This is a genomic window from Nocardia otitidiscaviarum, from assembly GCF_007362295.1.
GTDB classification, from domain to species: domain Bacteria; phylum Actinomycetota; class Actinomycetes; order Mycobacteriales; family Mycobacteriaceae; genus Nocardia; species Nocardia otitidiscaviarum.
In genome coordinates this window covers 6608929-6630479 of the sequence record NZ_CP041695.1, presented here as the reverse complement: position 1 = coordinate 6630479, position 21551 = coordinate 6608929, and the positions used below count along the sequence as shown (strand labels likewise).

The following is a 21551-nucleotide window of genomic DNA, read 5'->3' as shown; positions in this document are numbered from 1 at the left end:
CGCGCTGCCGACGCTCGTCCGGTGCTGTGCTCACTGCTGCTCCTTCTTCGCGACCGTGCCGGGACCGACGCCGAGGCCGGTGCCCAATTCTTCGAAAGCCTGTGCAGCCAGCGGTAATTCGACGCCGAGCCGGGATCCGAGCGCCAGTGCGAGCGCGAGATCCTTCTCGCCGAGATCGCGGACATGGCTCAGGATGGGGAACCAGAAGTCGTCGGCGGCCACCGGTGCGGTGGTGTCCCGCAACATGATGGAGCCGGGACCGCCGGTGTATGAGTCGGAATGGCGCACCACCTTGCCCAGTTCGGTGATGTCCAGCCCCGCGGCCTCGGCCAGGCGCTGCGCCTCCGACGCCGCGGTGAAGGCGATGAAGTGCAATAGATTGCGGGCCAGCTTCATCCGTGTCCCCGCGCCCACCGCGCCCGCGTGCACGATGAGCGAGGCCCAGCGCCCGAACGGTTCACGCACCGTGGCGAAGGCGGACTCGCTGCCGCCCACCATGACCGCCAGCGCCCCGTTCTCGGCCGCCGGAGCGCCGCCGCTCACCGGGGCGTCCACGAATTCCACCCCGTGCTCGGCGCAGTCGGCCGCCACGGCGACGGCCGTATCGTCGGAGATGGTGGAGTGCACCGCGACGACCGTCCCCGGCTTCGCGGTGCGTAGGATGCCGTCCGGACCGGTGACGACCGCGCGGACCTGCGCGTCGTCGAGCACCGCCACCGACACCACGCCGCAGCGCTCGCCCACCTCGGCGGCGCTCACCGCGCCTTCGGCGCCCGCGCTGGTGAACGGCTCCACCACCTCGGGCCGCATATCGCACACCACCAGTCCGCCCGGCCACTCCAGCAGCCGCCGCGCCATGGGTGCGCCCATATTGCCCAGGCCGATGAATCCGACCGCGGTCTCGCTCACGATCGGAACACCTGTCCGCCGTCGACATTCAGGATCTGGCCGGTCACCCAGGCGGCGTCGTCGGACAGCAGGTACAGGCAGGCCCCGACCAGATCCTCCGGGGTGCCGAGGCGTTTGATCGCCAACTGCTGTCGCACCATGGAGTCGACGATATTGCCCGGCACCACATTTCGCGTGGCCTCGGTGTCGATCGGGCCGGGCGCGATGGCGTTGACGCGGATCTTGGAGCCGCCCAGTTCGTGTGCCAGCTGCTGGGTGAGGCCGTTGATGCCGACCTTGGCCAGGCCGTAGAAGCCGGAGTAGGTCCAGGCGGCCGTGGAGGACTGGTTGACGATGGACCCGCCGCCGTGCTCCGACATGGGTTGCCAGACCGCGCGGGTCATATTCAGCGCACCGTCGAGGTTCACGCTCATGAACTTCTTGTAGTAGTCCCACGGCACGGTGAGCAGCAGGTCGAGCTTCATATCGCCGTAGATGGCGGCATTGTTCACCAGGTGGTCGACGCCCCCGAATTCGGTGACGGTGAATTCCACCGCGGCGGCGGCGGATTCGGGGTCGGAGACGTCCACCCGCCGGAACACCGCCGTGCCGCCCTCGGCGGCGATCTCCTTGGCGGTCGCCTCGCCGCGCTCGCTGTTCAGGTCGGCGACGACGACTTTCGCGCCCTCGGCGGCGAGCGCACGCGCGTACGCCGCGCCGATGCCCTGTGCGGCACCGGTGACGATTGCGGATCTTCCCGTGAAGCGGGCCATGGTCGAACTCCTTCAGCAGCCGGTCGCGATCAATTTGGTCTCGGTGTATTCCTCGAATCCGGCGACGCCCATCTCGCGTCCGATCCCGGACTGCTTGTATCCGCCGAAGGGCGCGTCGGCGGAGTACCAGATGCCGCCGTTCACGCTCAGCGTCCCGGTGCGCACGCCCTCCACCACGCGCCGCACCCGCTCGGGGTCGCTGCCCCACACCGAGCCGGACAGGCCGTAGGGGGAGTCGTTGGCCAACCGCACGGCGTCGTCGTCGCCGTCGTGCGGAATGATCACCAGCACCGGTCCGAAGATCTCCTCCTGTGCCACCGTGGCCGAGTTCGGCAGGCCCGCGATGAGGGTGGGTTCGATGTAGTAGCCGGTCGCCGCGTCGGCGGGGCGGCCGCCGCCGGTGACGACGGTGCCGCCCTCGGCGCGGGCGAGGTCGAGGTAGTGCTCCACCCGGGCCCGCTGGCGCTCGGAGATCACCGGGCCGCAGACGGTTCCGGGAAGCGACGGGTCGCCGGGCGCGATACCGCCGAGCGTGCGCGCGGCGATCTCCACCGCCTGTTCGCAGGTTTCGCGCGGGACCAGCAGTCGGGTGCTGATGGCACAGCCCTGGCCGGCGTGCACGCAGACGCCGAAGGCCGCGTAGCTCACCGCCGCCCGCAGATCGGCGTCGTCGAGCACGATGAACGCCGATTTGCCGCCGAGCTCCAGGAACACCTTCTTCAGGGTGGCGGCGGCGGTGGCCATGACCGCGCGGCCGGTCTGGGTGGAGCCGGTGAAGGAGATCATGTCCACGCGCGGATCGGCCACCAGCTGGGTGCCCAGGGCGTGGTCGTCGGAGGTGACGATATTGACCACTCCGGCCGGAATGTCGGTCTCCTCGGCGATGATCCGGCCGACGGCCGCCGCGCACCAGGGCGTATCGGGTGCGGGCTTGAGCACCACGGTGGCGCCCGCCGCCAGCGCCGGACCGAGCTTGGCGAAATTGATCTGGTGCGGGAAGTTCCAGGGTGTGATGGCTCCGACCACCCCGATGGGTTCACGCCGCACCCGCCGGGCGCTCTTGATGCCCATGGGCTCGGCGACGCCGAGATCGGTTTCCCACGCGTAGTTCTCGGCCAGGTCGGCGAAGTACCCCAGATCGCCGACCGGTCCTTCGAGCTGCGGACCGCTGGTGAGCATGCGCGGCGCGCCCGCCTCGGCGATGGTGATCTCGCGCAGTTCCTCGATGTGCCCGCGCAGCGCGTCGCGCAGCTGGCGCAGGCAGCGCGCGCGGAAGGCATGGTCGCGGGGCCAGTCGGTGGTGTCGAAGGCGGTGCGCGCGGCGGCGATGGCCGCGTCCATATCGGCGCTGTCGGCATTGGCGGCCGGGCCGAGCGCCTCCTCGGTGGCCGGGTTGACGGTGGTGAAGACGCCCGCGCCGCCCGGTAGCAGCTTGCCGCCTATCAGCAGCTGTGACCCAGCGCTGGTGACGAGGCCGTTCATCGGTAGCTCCTCTGCTGTCCGGACACGTGTACGGACTATATGTTCGGAGTTCGAAGCCACGCAAGAACCTGTTTCAGTATGACGATCCGCCGCGGGGCTCGCGATTTATCCGGAAATGGGCGAACCCGTTGTTTCACTCGGGCCGCTCCAGTACCGTACAGACACATGTCCAGCTATGTGTCTTCCATGGCGGGCGGGTGCCGACACTGCTCGGTGAACGCGTTCTCGAACGGGAGGTGTGCGCGATGACAGCCGCATCACTGGAACCGCTACTCTTCGACCCCTACGACTACGCCGTCCACGAGGACCCGTACCCGCTGTACCGGCGGCTGCGCACCGAAGCGCCGCTCTACCACAATCCCGAGCTGGGTTTCTGGGCGCTGTCCCGGCACGCCGACGTCTCGGCCGGGTTCCGCGACAATATCGGCCTCTCCAGCGGCAACGGCGTCTCCCTGGACCCGGCGGCCTGGGGACCGCACGCCCACCGCACCATGTCCTTCCTGGCCATGGACGACCCCGCGCACCTGCGCCTGCGCAAACTCGTCTACCAGGGCTTCACACCGCGTCGGGTCACCGAGATGGGCGACCGCATCCGGGAGATCACCCTGCGCCACCTCGAACCGGCCCTGGCCCGTACCGATTTCGACTGGATCGACGACGTCGCGGGACGGCTGCCCATGGACGTCATCTCCGAACTGCTCGGCGTCCCCGAGGCCGACCGCGCCGAGATCCGGCGCATGGCGGACCTGCTGGTTCACCGCGAGGACGGTGTCCTCGACATTCCGCCCGCCGCCATGGACGCCGCCCTGCACCTGGCCGGGTACTACGCCGAGATGGTCGCCGAGCGCCGCCGGTCCCGCACCGCGGATCTGACCTCCGCGCTGCTCGACGCCGACGCCGACGGCGACCGGCTCACCGACGAGGAGATCATCGGCTTCATGTTCCTCATGGTGGTGGCGGGCAACGAGACCACCACCAAACTCCTCGGCAACGCCCTGTACTGGGCGGCGCGCCACCCCGAGCAGTACACCAAGGTGGCAGCTCACCCGGAACTGGTGCCGGACTGGGTCGAGGAGACACTGCGCTACGACGCCTCCACCCAGATCCTCGCCCGCACCGCCACCGCCGAGCTGAGCTACGCCGACGGCACCATCCCGGCGGGAGCCAAGGTGCTGCTGCTCATCGGCGCGGCCAATCGCGACGACGCCGTCTTCCACCAACCCGACCGCTACGACATCGAGCGCGGCGACAAGGGCGGGCTCATCAGTTTCGGTCGCGGCGTGCACTTCTGCCTGGGCGCGCATCTGGCGCGGCTGGAGGCGGAGATCGTGCTGCGCGAATTCGCCACCCGGGTACGGGATTACGGCGTGGACGAGGCCGGGAGTGCGCGCGTGCACTCGATCAATGTGCGCGGTTTCGCGAAACTGCCCGTCACGGTGGAGGTTCGGTAATGCCCCGATTCGCACCCCATCCCGAGCGCCGTCCGGTGCTGATCGCCGGAGCCTCCTCCGGCATCGGCGCGGGCACCGCGCTCACCCTGGCCGAACAGGGATATCCGGTGGCGCTGGGTGCGCGCCGGGTCGACCAGTGCGAGGAGTTGGCGGGCAAGATCCGCGCGGACGGCGGTGAGGCGTTCGCCCAGCGGCTCGATGTCACCGACGGGGCGTCCGTCGACGCGTTCGCCACCGCCGCCGAGAACGCGCTCGGCCCGATCGAGATCGTCGTCTCCGGAGCCGGGGACCTGGAGTTCGGCCGGATCCACGCCACCGATCCGGACGTCTTCGACCAGCAGCTGCGGGTCCACCTCGGCGGCGCGCAGCGGCTGGCCCACCGGCTGCTGCCCGGCATGATCGAGCGCCGCCGCGGCGATTTCGTGGTCATCGGCTCCGACTGCGCGGATCGGCCCCGCCCCGGCATGGCCGCCTACAACGCCGCCAAGATCGGCGCGGAAACCCTGGCGCGCCAGCTCCGCATGGAGTTGGAGGGCACCGGTGTGCGCGCCTCGGTGGTGCGGCCCGGCCAGACCCTGACCGGCATGGGCATGAACGCCGCGCCCGAGGTGGTCGGCCCGCTGCTGGAGGACTGGGTGAAGTGGGGTTTCGCCCGCCATTCGCACTTCCTGCGCGCCGCCGATATCGCCGCCGCCGTCGCCGCCGTGGTGAGCACGCCGCGCGGAGCGCATCTGGTGCTGGTGGAGGTCCAGCCGGAGGCCCCGCTCAGCGATGACGGGAGCCGGTGATGCGTCTCGTCGTGGATCTCGATCTCTGCCAGGGGCATGCGGTCTGCCAGGACGAGGCCCCGGAACTGTTCGAGGTGCCCAAACAGGGGCAGGTGCGCATTCTGCGCGCCGACCCCGGTGCCGATCTGGAGGCGGCCCGCCTGGCCGTCCGTTACTGCCCGACCCAGGCGCTGTCCCTGGTCGACGACGACAAGGAGTCGTAATGCCTTTCCCGCGTGCGGAACTCGATGAGATGGTGCGCCGCTGGGTGGAGGATAACCAGCGCTGCGAGGCCCTCGGCGACTGGAAGCCACTGGCGCACTTCTACACCGAGGACGCCACCTACGGCTGGAACTACGGCCCGCAGCAGGAGTTCATGGCCGTCGGCCGCGACGAGATCCGCGAGATCGCGCTCGGCCAGGAGATGTTCGGGCTGGAGGGCTGGACCTACCCGTACCAGGAATTCGTCGTCGACGACCGCAGTGGCAGCGTCATCGGCCTCTGGAAGCAGGTCAACGAGAAGCACCGGCCCGACGGGCGGCCCTACAGTCCGGAGGGCATCGGCGGCAGCTGGTTCCGCTACGCCGGGAACTTCCAATGGTCCTGGCAGCGCGACTTCTTCGACTTCGGCAATGTGTCGGCGCTGTTCGTGGAGATGATGACCGACAACGCGCTCTCGGCCGGTATGCAGAAGCGCATCGAGCGGTCCGTCTCCGGGCAGCCGCTGCCCGGCTGGTATCCGGTAGGTCAGGGGCCGGTCCCGCAATGGTGACAGTTCCCAGCCGATTCGACAGCCTCTCCCGCGCGGAGTTGGCCGTGCTGGTGCCGGAACTGCTGCTGTGCGGGCACCTCATCGACCGCTCCGGCATGGCGCACACCATCGCCGCCTTCGGACGCGCGGGAATGACGGCCGTGGCCATCGAGGAATGGCAGCTGGCGAGCCCGGTCTACGCGCGGCGCATGCGCGAGGCGCTGCGCATTCCGGGCGACGGCGTGGACGCCGTCTTCAAGGCCATGCAGCTGGATATCGGCGCGCCACCGCAGTTCATGGACTTCCGGTACCGGGTGATCGACCACGACCACGGCGAATTCCATCTCGACCACTGCGGTGCGCTGGCCGATGTGGAGCCCATGGGGGAGGACTACGTGGTGGCCATGTGCCACCACATCGAGGACCCCACCTTCGACGCCACGGCCCTGGCCACCAACCCGCGCATCCGGGTGCGACCCGTGCACCGGCCGCCGCGGGTGCCCGCCGACCGGCATCCGGTGTGCGCGTGGACCGTCACCATCGACGACAGCCATACGCCGCCCCCGACCCCGGCCAATGCGCACCGCACCGCGAATTCCCGTGCGGCGCTGCTGGAATTGCCGCCCATCGAACGGGAGGGCCCCGGGCTGCACGATTACGCCGGACCGCTGCTCGCCGACCTCCGCTTCGGCGACTTCTCCCGATCGGCGCTGGTCCGGATGGCCGACGAGGTGTGCCTGCAACACCACCTGCTCACCCTGGGCTTCCGGATCGCGCTGGCCGAGCGCGCCGACGAGCCGACCGCCCTGGCCATCGCGCGCAAACAGTTCACCGGTATCGCCGGACTCACCGCCGAGCGCATCCGACGCGCCCTGGGTCTCGGCGACGACATGGCGGCACTGGCGAAAGTGCTACGGCTGCATCCGGCCTGGAACCCGGCGGCCTACGTGGGAGTCGACGTGGCCGTGGAGACCGTCGGCGGACATCAGGCCGTGGAACTGCGGCTGCGCCGCGATTGCGACGCCGTCGCCGACGGCGCGTGGCCCGCACTGCTCGCCTCCGACCATCTGGAACCCCTCGATGCCATGGCGCGCGGTGTGAACCCGCGCTTCCACACCCGCCTGCGCGCGGCCGACGACGACCTGCTCGTCGTCGAGATCGCCATGGCCGCAACGCCGTTCCGGGAGGCCGACGAGGTGGCCGTCACGCGATTCAGCACCGGCGCGGACTTCACCTTCACCGAACACGGCAGCACCCCACTGCCGCTCACCAACGGATAGACCAGAAAGCGACAAGCCATGGCGTGTAATTTCGCCGATCTGTACGAGCACTCCGTCGACGCCATGCCGGATCGGGTCGCCGTCATCCAGGGCGACCGGCGGCGCACCTTCGATGAACTCGAGCAGCGCGCCAACCGGCTCGCCCACCATCTCGCCGCGGCCGGTGCGGGACCCGGCACCCACATCGGCTTCCTCATGCACAACAGCGTCGAGACCCTGGAGACGCTGCTCGCCTGCTTCAAGATCCGGGCTGTCCCGATCAATATCAACTATCGGTACCGGGCCGACGAGCTGCGCTACGTCTTCGACAACGCCGACCTCGAGATGGTGGTGCACCACCGCTGCTACGCGCCGCTGGTCGAAGAGGTGCGGCCCCAGGTGCCGTCGTTGCGGCACGCGCTGGTGGTCGAGGACGATCAGGGCGGCGCGGGGACGGCGAGCACCTCGGTGCCCTACGAGCAGGCGCTCGAGAACGGATCAGCGGCACGGGATTTCGGGCCGCGCAGCCCCGACGATCTGTTCCTGATGTACACCGGCGGCACCACCGGCCTGCCCAAGGGCGTCATGTGGCGGCAGGAGGACATGTGGCGCGTGCTCGGCGGCGGCATCGACTTCTACACCGGCGAACCCGTCGCCGACGAGTACCAGCAGTCCCGCACCGGCGCATCCGGGGACCAGGCCACCTGGTTCATTCTGCCGCCGCTCATCCATGCCGCCGCCATGATGCCCACCTTCACCGCGCTGTGGTCGGGCAATGCGGTGATCTTCGAACCGCGCTTCGATCCGGCGCGGGTCTGGCGGGTGGTGGCGCGGGAGCGACCGCAGGTGCTGGTCATCACCGGGGACGCCATGGCTCGACCGCTGCTGGACGCGTACCGGTCCGAGCCCGCCGATGTCTCCGCACTGTGGGTGATCGCCTCCGGGGCGGCGCTGCTGTCGCAGTCGGTGAAGAACGAACTGCTCACCACCTTCCCCTCGAAGATGGTGTCGGATTCCATCGGCTCCTCCGAAACCGGTTTCGGCGGTATCGGATTCGCGCAGCGCGACGACGATCCGACGCGCGGGCCGCGGGTGAACGTCGGACGCGGGGCCGTGGTGGTGGACGACGACGGACGGCCCGTCGCGCCCGGCGGTGAGGGCTGGGTGGCCAAGACCGGCAATGTGCCCATCGGCTACTACAAGGACCCGGCCAAGACGGACAAGCTCTTCCGCACCGTCGACGGGGTGCGCATGGTCATCACCGACGACCGCGCCAAGGTGGAGCAGGACGGCTCGGTCACCCTGCTCGGACGCGGGAACATGGTGGTCAACAGCGGTGGGGAGAAGGTGTTCGCCGAGGAGGTGGAGGCCATTGTCAAGGCGCACGAATCGGTCTACGACGCCATAGTCGTCGGTGTTCCGCACGAGCGGTGGGGACAGCAGGTCGCCGCCGTGGTCTCCACCGCCGACGGAGGGGTGGACTTCCCCGCCCTGGAGCGGCACGTGCGCGCGCATCTGGCCGGATACAAGCTGCCGCGTCGGATCTGGGTGGCCGAGACGGTGGTGCGGACGCCCAGCGGCAAGCCCGACTACCGCTGGGCCAAGGACTACGCCGCATCGCACGCGCCCGATTACGAGGTCGTATCCCGGTGATCGGGATATGTGTCCGGAACCCTGTACGTATGCTATGAGAACCTGTTCTAATTCCATCATGGTGGAGGCCCATACCGTTCTCGGGGAAGACGTCCGCATGCCGGTGGAAATCCGCGCCGCGGACACCAGTTCAGCGCTGTTCCCGGTCGACGCCGCGGCGGCCCGCGTGCTGCTCGCGGCCACCGGGCTGGAACCGGTCACCGTGCTCGGCCGGGCGCTGTGCAATCTCGCCTTCGTGCGCTACGTCGACGGCGATCTGGGCCCCTACCACGAATTCGCCTTCTCGCTCATGGCGCGCCAGCCCGGCCGCAAGGGCAGCACCGGCGCCTATATCCACTGGCTGCCGGTGAACCAGAGCTTCACCTGCGCGGCGGGACAGGAGATCTGGGGATTCCCCAAACTCATGGCCGATATCGACATCGTGCCGACCCGGCGCGGCCATCGCTGCGAGGTGGCGGTGGACGGCCGAAAGGTGCTGGCGCTCACCGTGTCCGACGGCATCCCCGCGCCCGGCGCGGCGGGTGGGGCCTCCATCGACGCCTACACCTACCGCGACGGCGTCCTGCGCCGCACCCCCTGGGCCATGCATCCGGGCGGGGTGCGCATGCGGCCCGGCGGTGTCCGCCTCGAACTCGGTGATCACCCCGTCGCCGACGAGCTGCGCTCGCTCGGCCTGCCCCGATCCGCCCTCTTCGCCAGTCGAATCGGCGCGCTGCGAATGACTTTCGCCGACGCCACCACGGTACTGCCCTCCCGGGAGAACTCATGACCAAGACAGCACTCGTCACCGGCGCGGCCAGCGGTATGGGCCGCATGGTCGCCCAGCGCCTGGCCGCCGCGGGTCACACCGTCGCCGCCCTGGACCTCAATGGGGAGGGGCTCGCCGAGACCGCGCGGCGCTCCCCGAACATGCACACCTACACCTGCGACGTCTCCGACACCGATCAGGTGTTCGCGGTGGTGGAGAAGGTGCGCGCCGAACTCGGCACCCTCGACCACGTGGTGCACGCCGCGGGCATGTGCCACGTCCACGCGTCCGCGCTCGACCACGACGTGGCGCAGATCCGGAAGATGATGGACGTCAACTACATCGGCACCGTGAACATGTGCCAGGCCATCATTCCGGCCATGAAGCAGGCACGCGCCGGCACCGTGGTGCTGTTCGCGTCGGTGGCGGGCTGGCTGCCCTCACCCGGTATGGCCGGGTACTCGGCGTCGAAGTTCGCGGTCGTCGGATTCGTGGAGAGCCTGTCCTATGAACTGCGCGACAGCGGCGTGCGCCTGCTCGCGCTGTGCCCGCCCATGGTGGAAACGCCCTTCCTGGACAAGGTTCGGGAAGAGAACGCCTCCGTCCTCGGCGGCGCGGGCGGGATGAGCCCGGAAGGAGTGGTGGACGCGCTGGAGCGGGCGCTCGCCAAGCCCACCAATCCACTGTTCGTCTTCCCGGGCCAGGCCAAACCCACCTACTACGCCCGCCGCTTCATCCCCGGCACGCTGCGCAAACTGGTCGCCAGCAAGGTCAGGCCGGTCGACTGACCCTCACACCGCGACCTCGTCGGCGAGGAACCCGCCGGACTGGTGCCGCCACAGCTTGGCGTAGGCCCCGTCGGCCCGCAGCAGCTCGGCGTGCGAACCCTGCTCCACGATGCGGCCGCGATCCAGCACCACCAGCTGATCCATGCTGGCCACCGTGCTCAGCCGGTGCGCCACCACCAGGGCGGTGCGGCCCGCCATCAGCTCCCAGAGGGCCTGCTGCACCAGCAGTTCGCTCTCGGAGTCCAGGGCGCTGGTGGCCTCGTCGAGCAGCAGGATGGGCGCGTCGCGCAGGATGGCTCGGGCCAGTGCGACTCGCTGCCGCTGACCGCCGGAGAGCTTCACGCCGCGCTCGCCGACCAGCGTGTTCATCCCCTCGGGCAGTGAATCCGCGAATTCGGTCACGTGGGCGGCCTTGGCCGCGCGCATGATCTCCGCATCGGTGGCCTCGGGCCGGGCGAAGCGGATGTTCTCCCGCAGCGTGCGGTGGAACATGGCCGGTTCCTGTGGCACATAGGCGATCAGGCCGCGCAGCTCGGCCTGGGTGATCGTGGCGATGTCCTGGCCGCCGATGCGGATCGCCCCGCCCTGGATATCGGTCATGCGCAGCAGCAGTTGGGTGATGGTGGTCTTGCCGCCGCCGGAACGGCCGACCAAACCCAGCCGGGTGCCCGCCGGCACCTCCAGTTCCAAACCCTGGAACAGCGGTCGCGCACCCGGGTAGGTGAAGTCGACCTTGTCGAAACGCACGCTGAAATCCTTGGGGCGCAACGGTTGCGGATCGACCGGATCGAGCACCTCGGGTTCGCGCAGCAGCAGTTCGGTGAACTGCGCTGCCTCGGTGAGCGAACTCTCCAGCCGCCGGTAGATCTGGTTGAACTGGAACATGATTCCCGTGGCGTTCCAGAAGTACGTGAACGCCACCAGCACCACCTCGACCCCGGCCTTGCCGCCCACCAGCCGCAGTGCCACCAGCAGGCCGAGCACATTGGTGAGCACGAACATGGGCGCGACCACGGTGTCGATGCGCAGATTGGCGTAGTCCCAGGAGATCAGCGTCTTGCGCCGCTGCTCGGTGACCCGTCTGCGGTGCTCGGCGGCCTCCTGGGGTTCCGCGGCGAAGGCGCGCACGGTCTGCATATTCGACAGGCTGTCGGCCACATGCCCCGACACCCGGGCGATGGACTCCTCCCGGGCGTCCACCAGGCGCTGGCGGCGTTTCACCAGCGGCGTGATGATCAGTCCGGTCGTCACGATCAGGCCGATCAGCACGAAGACCAGGCGCGGGTCGTAGCGCCACAGGATCACCGAGGCGAAGAGCAACGGCACCAGCGCGGCGAAGATCTCGAAGACCAGCGTGTCCACGAACTGCTCGAAGCGGGTCGCGAAACTCAGCGATCGCTTGGTGAGCGACCCGGCGAAATTGTCGTGGAAGAACGCGGCGTCCTGCGCCAGCAGCCGGTCCATGGCCTGGATGTAGAGACTCTCGATGCCGAGTGCGTCGGCGCGGTTCAGGCAGTGAATGCCGATGCGCCAGCACACCTCCGACGCCAGCAGCAGCCCCGCCACACCCAGCAGGTAGGGCGCGACCGTATCGAAACTCGCATCGCCGGTGGCGGCGATCCTGGCGATCAGCCAGGCCACCACCAGGGGTGCGATGTACAGCTGACAGATATTGCCCAGCGCGGGCGCGAACAGCGCGGGTAGGGCGAAGCGCGGCCGCCTCGCCAACTCCCGGAAGTAGTAGCGAAGAACCAGCCTGACAGCGGGTGCGCGGGTAGCCATCCGCCTCCTCTCGAATCGTGTTCGAGCACAAGCCCCGTCCTCCGAACAGCGCCGATCGGCGTCCCGGTGTGCCTGGTGGCCGGGACGCATGCGAGAAGGGGGAGCCTCCATGCTGCCCCGCCTGCCCCGGTTCGGCCACCGAATTTCCGAACCGCCATCCGCCTGCGGCCCGCACGTCCGCGATCTCCGCTGTCGGCGCGCCCGGCCTCGTCACACGCCGACGGCCCCCGCCCGGCAGGGCAGGGGCCGTTCCTCGGCTGGATGTAACGCGCTGTTGTAACCCTCAGCGTCCCTGGAAGTTCGGCTTGCGCTTCTCGGCGAAGGCGCGCGGCCCCTCCTTGGCGTCCTCGCTGCGGAACACCGGCACCCCGACCTTGGCGTCGATCTGGAACGCCTCCTCCTCGTGCATGCCTTCGGTATCGCGCATCACCTTCAGAATGGCCTGCACCGCCAGCGGCCCGTTGTTGTTGATGAGTTCGGCGATCTCCAGGGCCTTGTCCAGCGCGGTGCCGTCCGGCACCACGTGGCCGATCAGGCCGAATTCCTTGGCCTCGGCGGCGGTGATGTGACGGCCGGTCAGCAGGATCTCGGCGGCGAGGGTGTAGGGAATCTGGCGGGGCAGCCGCACCGCCGATCCGCCCATCGGGAACAGGCTCCACTTCGCCTCGGAGACACCGAATTTCGCGCTCTCACCGGCAACGCGGATATCGGTGCCCTGCAAGATCTCGGTGCCACCGGCGATGGCCGCGCCCTCGACGGCGGCGATGAGCGGCTTGGACAGCCGGTAGCCCTTGAGCAGGCCGGGCATGCGGGTCGGATCGAACGAACCACCGGCCGTCATATTGTCGCCCGGATTGGACCTGGCCATGTTCTTCAGGTCCGCGCCCGCGCAGAACGCCCCGCCCGCGCCCGTGAGAATGCAGGACCGGATCTCCGGATCGCTGTCCACGCGCTGCCACGCCTCGGCCATGATGGACAGCATCTCGGCGGTCAGCGCGTTCTTGGACCGGGGTCGGTTCATGGTCACGATCAGCGTCGCACCCCGCTGCTCGACCAGGGCGTGCGGTTCCTCGGTGCCGTCGGTGTTGCTACCTGTTGCAGCGGATGCGGTGGTCATCGTTGGCCCTTCTTGTCCTTGCGTTACCGGAGATTCTGAGACGAAAGTACCCGGCGGCGTTGTACAGAACAATAACGTGTTCTAGTTTGGAACGTGGTGACCGCCGTCACGGGCGGGGCGAGCATTTGGAGAGAGGTCCCCATGGACACAACGAGTACGCGCAGTGAGTCGCGGGCGAAGCTGCCGCCGCGGATCACGGAATCCTTGATCAACCGGCTCACCGCCATGGTGACCGCGGGTCAGGCGGGCGAACCCCGCGAACCGTACGAGATGATCGAGGTCTATACCGGCGATATCGTCGGCGAACTGCCGCAGTCCTCGCCCGAAGACGTCGAGAAGGCCGTCGCCACCGCCCGCGCGGCACAGCGCGAATGGGCCGACTGGCCGCTGGAGAAGCGGCTCGCGGTCTTCGAACGCGCCCACGAACTCATTCTCACCGAGATCGAGACCCTGGCGACGCTGATCCAGATCGGCTGCGGCAAGTCGCGGCGCATGGCCATCGAGGAAGTGTGCGACACCCCGATGGTCATCGCCCACTACCTCAAGACCGCGCGCAAGGTGCTGAAGTCGAAGCGGCGCACCGGGCCCATGCCGATCATCACCTCCTCCACCGAGGAACACCGGCCCAAGGGCGTGGTGGCGGTGATCGCGCCGTGGAACTTCCCGTTCGCCATCTCCATGTCGGACTCCACCCCGGCGCTCATCGCGGGCAACGGCGTGGTCATGAAGCCGGACAACAAGACCGCGCTGTGCACGCTGTACGGCATCGAACTGCTGCACAAGGCCGGTATGCCGCGCGGGCTGGTGCAGGTGGTGTGCGGCGGCGGCCCCGACGTCGGCCCCGCCCTCATCGACAATGTCGATTTCGTCATGTTCACCGGCTCCACCGCCACCGGGCGGGTCATCGGCGAACAGGCCGGACGCAACCTCATCGGATGCAGTCTCGAACTCGGCGGCAAGAACCCGATGATCGTGCTCGACGACACCAACCTCGACGAGGCCATCCCCAGCGCCATCTTCGCCGTCTACGGCAACAGCGGGCAGGCGTGCATGCATATCGAGCGCATCTACGTGCACGAACGCATCCACGACGAATTCCTGCGCCGCTTCGTCGCCGCCGCGAAGGAACTGGGCGACAAGGCGGGCGCGACCTACGACTTCGGCCCCGAATACGGCTCGCTGGTCTCGGTGGACCACATGAACCGGGTGGCGGCGCACGTCGACGAGGCCCGCGCCAAGGGCGCGACCGTACACACCGGCGGCAAGGCGCGCCCCGATATCGGGCCCGCCTTCTACGAGCCGACGGTGCTCACCGGGGTCACCCCGGAGATGGAGCACGCCACCAAGGAGACCTTCGGCCCCGTCGTCGCCATCTACACGTTCGGTGACGAGGCCGAGGCGATCCGCCTCGCCAATGCCACCACCTACGGACTCAACGCCAGCGTGTGGGGCGGCGACCTGGACCGCGCCCGCCGCGTGGCCGAGCGGCTGGAGGCGGGCAGCGTCAATATCAACGACGGTTTCGTGACCACCTATGCCGCCAAGGGCACGCCGTCGGGCGGGGTGAAGCAGTCCGGCGTGGGTACCCGGCACGGCGACGCCGGGCTGCTCAAGTACACCGACACCATCAATATCGGCGTGCAGAAGAAGCAGATCCTCGCCGCCCGCTCGGGGATGCCCTACGAGAAGCAGCTCAAGAGCACGCTGGTCACCCTGCGGCTCATGAAGAAGCTGCGCATGGGCTGAGATGCGGCCGCGCTAGCGCCAGCCGGTGATCTCCACACCCTTGGCGACATCGACGCGGAAGGAGAGGTTCACCGTCTCCGTCTCGCCGGGCGCGATCTCGAGCTTCCAGGTGATCTCGCCCAGGTCGGTGGTCTCCGCCGGCGTGGGGGAGGTGCGCACATCCTTGACGGTGATGGCCTCGTCGCGCGACACCGGCGACTGGTCCAGGACGGTGACGGCGATCGCGGCGGGCGTGTGATTGGCGATGGTGGTGCGGTATTCGGCCTCGCGGCGGCTGGTGCTCGACAAGGTGGCCTTGCTCGCGGTGCGGCGCACCAGTTTTCGCTCGATGCGAATGCGATCGTCCACGCCCAGCGCCAATTCCAGCTCCTCGCCGGGAGCCCAGGTGTCGATGCGCGTGCTGCCGACGAACTCCTCCCCACGGAAGATCGACGCCTTGCCCGCGCGCAGGGTGTGTTCGGAGTTGTTGGTCACCTCGGCGCGCAGGTATGCCTCCTCGGCCTGGACCGGGGCGGTGATGTAGCCGAGGTTCGCGGGAAACTCCAAGCGCGCCAGCGTGGCCCGGTGCCCGCGAGCTCCGGTGGGGATGGCGGTGGGGCGCACGGTGCGATAGGTGCTCGCCGTCGCGCCCTGCTCCAGGTCGGCGAACTCGTCGGCCATCGGTGCCATGGCCACCATCTCGACCTCGTCGGCGGCACCGGCGAATGTCATGGCGGGGCCCGCGGCCCGAGCGCGCATCGCCATTCCGGGCGCGGGCGGCGCGCCCACCGGCAGCGGCCGGTTCCGGTCGAGGAACCACGGCCGCAGCTCCGGCACCGTCACGGTGACCGCCGGGCGCGCCGTGGACAGCGACAGCTCGCACTCCGGCCAGTTCTCGCCGGTGCGCTGGGTCACCAGGCCGTACCACATCACCTCGACGTCCTTGTCACCCACGCGAACGTCGTACGCCGGTTCCCAACTCGCGTTCTCGACCACGTAGGAAAGCTCCAACTCGGCCGCACCCGTGCCGGTCGCCTCCAGCTCGACCACGACTTCCGTACTGTCCCTGCTGGATTGGCGACCCATCGACTGGATGCGCCGGTCCAGGGCGTCGAGCTCCTCCTGGGCTTCGTCGCGCCGGACGGCGATCGCCCGCCGCGCCTTCAACGCCTGTGCCAGCTGCGCGTCCAACGCGCCGCCGACCGTCGCGATCCGGCCGGGCTCGGCCTTACCCTTCGCCAACGCCTGCGCGAAGCTCTCGGCACTGCTGCGCGCCAGCTCGGTGAGCATCTCGACCTTCGTCGCCGCGGCCTGCTCCTCATCGGCGATGCCGTCGATCGTGGCCTGCAACGCCTTCCGCTGCGCGGTCAGCTCCCGTCGCTTGGCATCGGCCGGATCGGGGTGGTGCGCGGTCCGCACATCCACCCCGACGATCCGCGCGGGCCCGGCCCCGGTGACCCGCACCGACTCCGCGTCCAGCGCCACCGGCAACCCGGCGAATACGATGCGCGGTCCCTCGGCCACGTCGAACTCGGCCCGCCGGGTGACCCTGGCCTGCTGCGGATACACGGTGACGGCGACGATCGGCGCGGTAACGGTCGGCATGCCGCCGAGGCTAGTCCGCCGTCAGCGTGAATGCCGCCGTCCGCACCACATTCCCGTGCCGGAAGTCCAGGAACAACCGGTAGGTACCCCGTCCCGGCACCGCGGTGTGGAAGGTGACCTCCGGCCCCGCGGCCGTAACCCCGTCTCCCGGTTCACCATTCGGATGCACGTGCACATAGGCGAGATCGCCCGCCCGCAGTACCACCAGGTGACCGTAGGCCGCCAGATACGGCTGGAGATCCGTCACCGGCGCACCGTCCTTGCGCACGGTGAGCGTGAGCAGCCGCCCCGCACCCGCCTCCAGATCGCCGTCCAGGGCGACCTCGTACCCGTCGACCGCCGCGATGCGGCCGGTAACGGGCACCGGCCGCGGCCGGTAGTCGCCCGCGACGGCGAAATCCGCCCCGAGCGTAATGGTCTTGCCCAGCGCCGTCGGCGCGATATCCGTGAACGCCCGATACGCCCCCGCCTCCGGCAACGTCAACCGCACCTCCCAGGTCCCGTCCTCCCGTCGCACCGGATGCACATGCCAGAACCCGTCCAACTCCCGCCGCACCACGATCAGATGCAACTCCCGATCGTGAATAGGCGCGAAATCGGTCACCGCCTTCCCCTCCGGCCCCACGATCCGGAACCGAAAGTCGACTTCCCCTGCGCGCACGATGTTCTCGACCAGTTCGAGCGTGTACCCGTCCTGAGTCACCTGCAACCCGCCCGGTGCGCCATGAGCGGCGTGATCGCCGTGCCCGGCGTGGTGCTGGTGCCCGCCATGATGTCCCGTGGTGCCGCCGTGAGCCCCATGGTCGGCGTGGGTGGTGTGCGCCGCATGCTGTGCGTGCGTGGTGTGTCCCGCGTGGGCGGTGTGCTGAGCGGTCATGGCTGGTACCTCCGAACGGTCGCGCTTCTTCGTTGCCATGAACATATACCCCCAGGGGGTATCTGGCAAGTGTCGTCGTATGCGAGGTGATCCACGAGCGGCGATCGGGAAAAATTCTTTCGCGGGCGGCGATGAGTCTTCGGGACCTGCTCCGTCCTATCTGTTGAACGCGCTACCAACCCGGCGCGACCGACCAGAAGGACCAGACATGACCACCGCCAACCCCTCCGCGAACTTCTCCGACGCCGCCTACCGTCCCGGCAAGATCCGCAACCGCGTCCTGTGGACCCTGCAGATCGTGCTCGGCCTGTTCTTCATCATCGCCTCCGGCGGGCCGAAGCTCGTCATCCCGAACACCCTGATGGAAAACGCCCCGGAGAACCTGACCATCCCCCTCGGCCTGCTCATCTTCATCGGAGTCGTCGAGGTCGCGGGCGGTATCGGCCTGATGGTTCCCCGCCTGAGTGCCCTGGCGGCGGCGGGCCTGTCCGTTCTCACCGTGCTCGCCGCAGGAACCCAGGCATTCATCGCCGACGCCCCCGAGATGGCGATCTTCCCCCTGGTCCTCGCCGCGATCTTCGCCTGGATCGCCTACGAGCGCCGCGCCACCATCACCGACCTGCGCAAGTCGCTCTCGCGATGACAACCCCATAAGCACGACCGGCGATCGGTGGGTGACCACCGATCGCGGTCGCGTGTCCGGGTCGATCGCCTGTCGGGTTGGCGGCGATCGATCCACACGGCCAGCTGGCGCCACGCCTATCCGAGCGGGGGCGCCAGCTGGCCATCGTGTGCGTGCAGTGCATGGCGGCCGTAATGCTTGCCCGGCAGCACATTTCATCGGTCGTCTTCGAGCCAGGTCAGAAGGGCGGGCGGTCCGCATCCCCTTCGAAGCCGCCGACATCGCACAAAGTGCTCCCGATCCGGATGGTGTGACGGGCGCGGAGGTTGCGTTGGCTTGGTGATATGTAGACGTGGAGTAGCTCGGTGAGCGCGTTGATCACCTGGCCGGGGTTCAGTAGTGGTGGATCGGGTTGCGGATCAACGGGTTCCACCCGTGTCGCGGCCACCGGTGTATGCGGGAAGAGGAATTTCGCGCCTTCGGGGCTGGTGGTGATCGAGTCGCCGGTGGGCGTGCTCCATTCGATGCGCCGGTGTGGATGGTGGGTGACCGTCCACCCGTTGAGTCCGTGGTCGGCCAGGGTCTTGAGGCGATGGTGGCGGCGGCAGCGGCAGCCGAGGTTGTGCACGGTGGTGGGTCCGCCGGTGACGGGGGAGCGGTGGTCGAAGGGCTGTTGGTGATCGAGGTCGGTGGCCGCGGCCGAGACCGAGCAGCCGGGAGCCCGGCAGGTTCCATCGAGTGCCCGCACGCGTGCCGCGACCGTGGCGCTGGGCCGGTACCGCCATTCTGGCGGGTTCGCCGGTGCTGGTGGGGGAGCCGGGATGCGCGGGGGCGGGTCCGCGGGTTCGATGATGACAGGGCCATCGCCAGCCGGTTCGACGATTGCGGCGCTGTCGCTGGTGGGTTCGGTTGCGGCCCTTGCGTGATTGGTGGTGTTGGCGGATTCGCCGCGCGCCGAGCCACGGTGGGCGGCGGCGGGTGTAGTCGCCGCCGAGGCACGGCGGTTGGCAGGCACGGTTGCCACCGAGCTGGGATCGGTGTCGTCGCCAGCGTCTTCGGGCACGGTCGCAGTCCGCGACTGCCCCGTGTGGAGTTCGGTGGTGTCGCTTGTGTGGGGTGGGGTGGTGCCACTCGTGTGCGATGCGGCGGAGCCGCGACGCATCTCGTCGCTGGTCTCGGTGACCACATGGAAGCGGGCGTGGCGGGCGATCTGCCGCGCCAGATCGGCGTCGATCGCCCCGAAACCGGCCAACAACCCCGGATTGTCCTGCACCCCCGCCAGGGTCGCCGCGCTGACACCGACCTGCACCAACGCCCGCCGCGCCACCGGCACCGGCACGGTCGGGTCCCGGCGGGCACACTCGGGCAGTCCGCAGCCGCAGATCAGTCGCCCGCTCCCGTCGGCCAACGCCACCAACGCATCAGCACGCCGCTGGTTCATCGAGCGCGGATCGGCGGCACAACACTGACTGACCGCCATCTCCCGCAACCGTTCGAACAACGTCCACCCCCCGGCCGCGGGCAACACGGCATCGACCAGCGCGGTCCCGTCGTCGGCCGCACGCACGGCCACATACCGTTCGCGTTCGGCCTCACGCCGCCGCCGCGCCTGCCCGGCGGGGTCGAGCTCGAGCAGCCGCTTACGGATGATGCGCCGCAACCGCGCAGGATCACTGCGCTCGGCACGAGCGACGACCGTTTCTTCCAGTTCTGTGACGGTGTCGTCGGGTGTGTTGACCAGGGTGTCGTGGATCGCGCGTACCCGCGCCAGATCGATGCGCCCCTGCGCGAACGCGACCCGGGTCGCGGGCAACCGCCCCAATCCCATCCCGAGCGCGATCAACCCGTCCGCGCTGCGCTGCGAGACCCGCACCGCCACACCGATTTCCGTGGCCGCCGACTCCCCGGCATACCGTGCCGCGACCCCGGCCTCGAGCTGCTGGGCGCGCCGCAGCCGATACAGCCGCGTCATCAACGCCACCTCCTCGGCCTGGGCGGCGGCGATCTGCGCGTGTACCTCCCGCAGCCGCGCGACCAGCTCGTAGCTGGTGGCCTCGACCGCGACGGTTTCGCTCATGTGTTCGAATCTACCGCCCGCGACCACGACACGAAACCCCAGCTAGACCGACATGCCGAACCAATTTCGATAGGCGATGCCGCACAACGGTTCGGCAAGGTCTCACCGAGTAGAGGCGGAAAAGAAAAATGGCTCTAGATCAACCTTGTCGATCCAGAGCCATCTTCGTGTCTCAACCACACGAGTCGGGGTGACAGGATTTGAACCTGCGACCTCTTCGTCCCGAACGAAGCGCGCTACCAAGCTGCGCCACACCCCGTGAAGCGAACGGGGAGTAGCTTAGCGCACGGTGGGGGTGGACGTTAAATCGGCTGGTCAGGGGATCAAATGAGGCGGAGGGTGGTGAGGAGGCGGCGGGCGAAGGTGGGGTCTATGGAGCGGTCTACGCCGGTGTCGGCGGCGATGGTGAGGACTATGGAGTTGGTGGTGCCGCCGGAGACGGCGAAGGTGTAGACGGAGAAGGTGTCGGCGCAGCGGGGGTCGGGGGCGGTGAAGGTGCCGGTGGTTTCCATGAAGACGCCCTGGAGGGAACCGTCGGTGTTGGTGAGGGGTTCACCGGGGGTGGAGGTGACGGCGGAGCCGGTGGTCCAGCCGATGCGGGCGATCTTCTCGCCGATCTCGCGGGCCGAGGCGGTGGCGTCGGGGTTGGTGGTGGCGCTCAGGAACATGTTGGTGCGCACGAAATCGGTGCAGTAGTTGACGCCCTCGGTGGTGAGGCCGGAGACGGGGACGGTCTCGTCGGCGCTGGCGAACTCCTTGATCGACTCGTCGAGCACCCAGTCCTGCGGGACATCCCAGGCCGCGCCGATATCGGTGGGGGAGATCACCTGATAGCCGGGGATGACGGGCGACGGCGTGGTCGGTCCCGTCGTCGGCTGGGTGGTTCTGGTCGTGGTGGTCGGCTTGGCCGCGGAGGTGGTGGTGGTCGGACCCGCGACCGGTTCCTCGGAGCCGCGGTTCACCAGGATGACGGCCACCGCGGCGACCAACGCCAGCACCACGATGCCGATACCCGCGAACAGCAGGCCCTTTCGGCCGCCACCGGATGGTGGACCGTACTGGTTCGGAGGGAATGGCGCGGGGCTGGACTGGTACGGGTTCGGCGCCGACGGACTCGCCATCGTTCCGAACGGATTCGGAACGGTTCCGGACGGGCTCGAAAAAGGTCCGGAGAGATGCGGAACAG

19 protein-coding genes and 1 tRNA gene are annotated in these 21551 nt (G+C 68.9%); 10 read left to right on the top strand and 10 right to left on the bottom strand.

Features of this window, described 5'->3' with window-relative positions; all coding sequences use genetic code 11:
• Positions 1-30: 30 nt before the first annotated feature.
• From FOH10_RS29835 to FOH10_RS29825, 3 genes are read right to left on the bottom strand one after another with little or no spacing between them, the layout of a single operon-like run.
• Complete coding sequence (locus tag FOH10_RS29835; protein ID WP_228813497.1) at positions 31-870, bottom strand: NAD(P)-dependent oxidoreductase; 840 nt, start codon at positions 868-870, stop codon at positions 31-33.
• Positions 871-905: 35 nt separating this feature from the next.
• On the bottom strand, positions 906-1661 hold the full coding sequence (locus FOH10_RS29830) for an SDR family oxidoreductase (protein WP_143983175.1): 756 nt from the start codon (positions 1659-1661) through the stop codon (positions 906-908).
• A 12-nt stretch (positions 1662-1673) separates the two neighbouring features.
• The gene (locus FOH10_RS29825) at positions 1674-3143 is read right to left on the bottom strand and encodes an aldehyde dehydrogenase (protein ID WP_143983174.1); all 1470 of its coding nucleotides are present in this window, start codon (positions 3141-3143) and stop codon (positions 1674-1676) included.
• Positions 3144-3388: 245 nt separating this feature from the next.
• Here FOH10_RS29825 and FOH10_RS29820 point away from each other — a divergent pair, with 245 nt between their 5' ends.
• From FOH10_RS29820 to FOH10_RS29785, 8 genes are read left to right on the top strand one after another with little or no spacing between them, the layout of a single operon-like run.
• Entirely contained in the window at positions 3389-4594 is a 1206-nt protein-coding gene (locus tag FOH10_RS29820; protein WP_143983173.1) for a cytochrome P450, read from the top strand.
• Positions 4594-5382 carry an SDR family oxidoreductase gene (locus FOH10_RS29815; RefSeq protein WP_143983172.1) on the top strand — a complete coding sequence of 263 codons (789 nt, stop codon included), beginning with the start codon at positions 4594-4596 and terminating at the stop codon, positions 5380-5382. Before FOH10_RS29820 ends, FOH10_RS29815 begins: the two co-directional genes overlap by 1 nt.
• Positions 5382-5585, top strand: a complete 204-nt coding sequence (locus tag FOH10_RS29810) for a ferredoxin (RefSeq protein WP_029932777.1) — start codon at positions 5382-5384, stop codon at positions 5583-5585. The genes FOH10_RS29815 and FOH10_RS29810 overlap by 1 nt, the downstream gene beginning before the upstream one ends.
• Entirely contained in the window at positions 5585-6133 is a 549-nt protein-coding gene (locus tag FOH10_RS29805) for a nuclear transport factor 2-like protein (RefSeq protein WP_143983171.1), read from the top strand. Before FOH10_RS29810 ends, FOH10_RS29805 begins: the two co-directional genes overlap by 1 nt.
• Positions 6127-7392, top strand: coding sequence for a hypothetical protein (locus FOH10_RS29800; RefSeq protein ID WP_143983170.1), 1266 nt, complete (start codon positions 6127-6129; stop codon positions 7390-7392). Before FOH10_RS29805 ends, FOH10_RS29800 begins: the two co-directional genes overlap by 7 nt.
• Positions 7393-7410: 18 nt before the next feature.
• Complete coding sequence (locus FOH10_RS29795; protein ID WP_143983169.1) at positions 7411-9024, top strand: acyl-CoA synthetase; 1614 nt, start codon at positions 7411-7413, stop codon at positions 9022-9024.
• Positions 9025-9082: 58 nt separating this feature from the next.
• Positions 9083-9793 carry an acetoacetate decarboxylase family protein gene (locus FOH10_RS29790; RefSeq protein WP_303627686.1) on the top strand — a complete coding sequence of 237 codons (711 nt, stop codon included), beginning with the start codon at positions 9083-9085 and terminating at the stop codon, positions 9791-9793.
• On the top strand, positions 9790-10560 hold the full coding sequence (locus tag FOH10_RS29785; protein ID WP_143983168.1) for an SDR family NAD(P)-dependent oxidoreductase: 771 nt from the start codon (positions 9790-9792) through the stop codon (positions 10558-10560). Before FOH10_RS29790 ends, FOH10_RS29785 begins: the two co-directional genes overlap by 4 nt.
• 3 nt (positions 10561-10563) lie before the next feature.
• Here FOH10_RS29785 and FOH10_RS29780 read toward each other — a convergent pair whose 3' ends face one another.
• Both FOH10_RS29780 and FOH10_RS29775 read right to left on the bottom strand, forming a co-directional pair.
• The gene (locus FOH10_RS29780; RefSeq protein ID WP_143983167.1) at positions 10564-12342 is read right to left on the bottom strand and encodes an ABC transporter ATP-binding protein; all 1779 of its coding nucleotides are present in this window, start codon (positions 12340-12342) and stop codon (positions 10564-10566) included.
• A 283-nt stretch (positions 12343-12625) separates the two neighbouring features.
• Positions 12626-13459 carry a crotonase/enoyl-CoA hydratase family protein gene (locus FOH10_RS29775; RefSeq protein WP_143983166.1) on the bottom strand — a complete coding sequence of 278 codons (834 nt, stop codon included), beginning with the start codon at positions 13457-13459 and terminating at the stop codon, positions 12626-12628.
• Positions 13460-13600: 141 nt separating this feature from the next.
• On the opposite strand from FOH10_RS29775, the gene FOH10_RS29770 reads away from it, so the two are divergent.
• Complete coding sequence (locus FOH10_RS29770; RefSeq protein WP_143983165.1) at positions 13601-15205, top strand: succinic semialdehyde dehydrogenase; 1605 nt, start codon at positions 13601-13603, stop codon at positions 15203-15205.
• A gap of 12 nt (positions 15206-15217) precedes the next feature.
• Here FOH10_RS29770 and FOH10_RS29765 read toward each other — a convergent pair whose 3' ends face one another.
• Complete coding sequence (locus tag FOH10_RS29765; protein ID WP_143983164.1) at positions 15218-16789, bottom strand: DUF4139 domain-containing protein; 1572 nt, start codon at positions 16787-16789, stop codon at positions 15218-15220.
• Positions 16790-16799: 10 nt separating this feature from the next.
• Positions 16800-17666 carry a hypothetical protein gene (locus tag FOH10_RS29760; protein WP_143983163.1) on the bottom strand — a complete coding sequence of 289 codons (867 nt, stop codon included), beginning with the start codon at positions 17664-17666 and terminating at the stop codon, positions 16800-16802.
• Between the two features lie 208 nt (positions 17667-17874).
• Between FOH10_RS29760 and FOH10_RS29755 the strand changes: the two genes are divergently transcribed.
• On the top strand, positions 17875-18309 hold the full coding sequence (locus FOH10_RS29755) for a DoxX family protein (RefSeq protein ID WP_029932764.1): 435 nt from the start codon (positions 17875-17877) through the stop codon (positions 18307-18309).
• A 217-nt stretch (positions 18310-18526) separates the two neighbouring features.
• Here the strand turns inward: FOH10_RS29755 and FOH10_RS29750 are convergent, their stop codons facing one another.
• The 3 genes from FOH10_RS29750 to FOH10_RS35070 all read right to left on the bottom strand — a co-directional run bounded on the left by FOH10_RS29750 (position 18527) and on the right by FOH10_RS35070 (position 21486).
• The gene (locus tag FOH10_RS29750; RefSeq protein ID WP_143983162.1) at positions 18527-20365 is read right to left on the bottom strand and encodes an HNH endonuclease signature motif containing protein; all 1839 of its coding nucleotides are present in this window, start codon (positions 20363-20365) and stop codon (positions 18527-18529) included.
• Between the two features lie 185 nt (positions 20366-20550).
• Positions 20551-20624 (bottom strand) — tRNA-Pro (locus FOH10_RS29745).
• 64 nt (positions 20625-20688) lie between these two features.
• Positions 20689-21486, bottom strand: a complete 798-nt coding sequence (locus FOH10_RS35070) for a DUF8017 domain-containing protein (protein ID WP_186000623.1) — start codon at positions 21484-21486, stop codon at positions 20689-20691.
• Between the last annotated feature and the right edge of the window lie 65 nt (positions 21487-21551).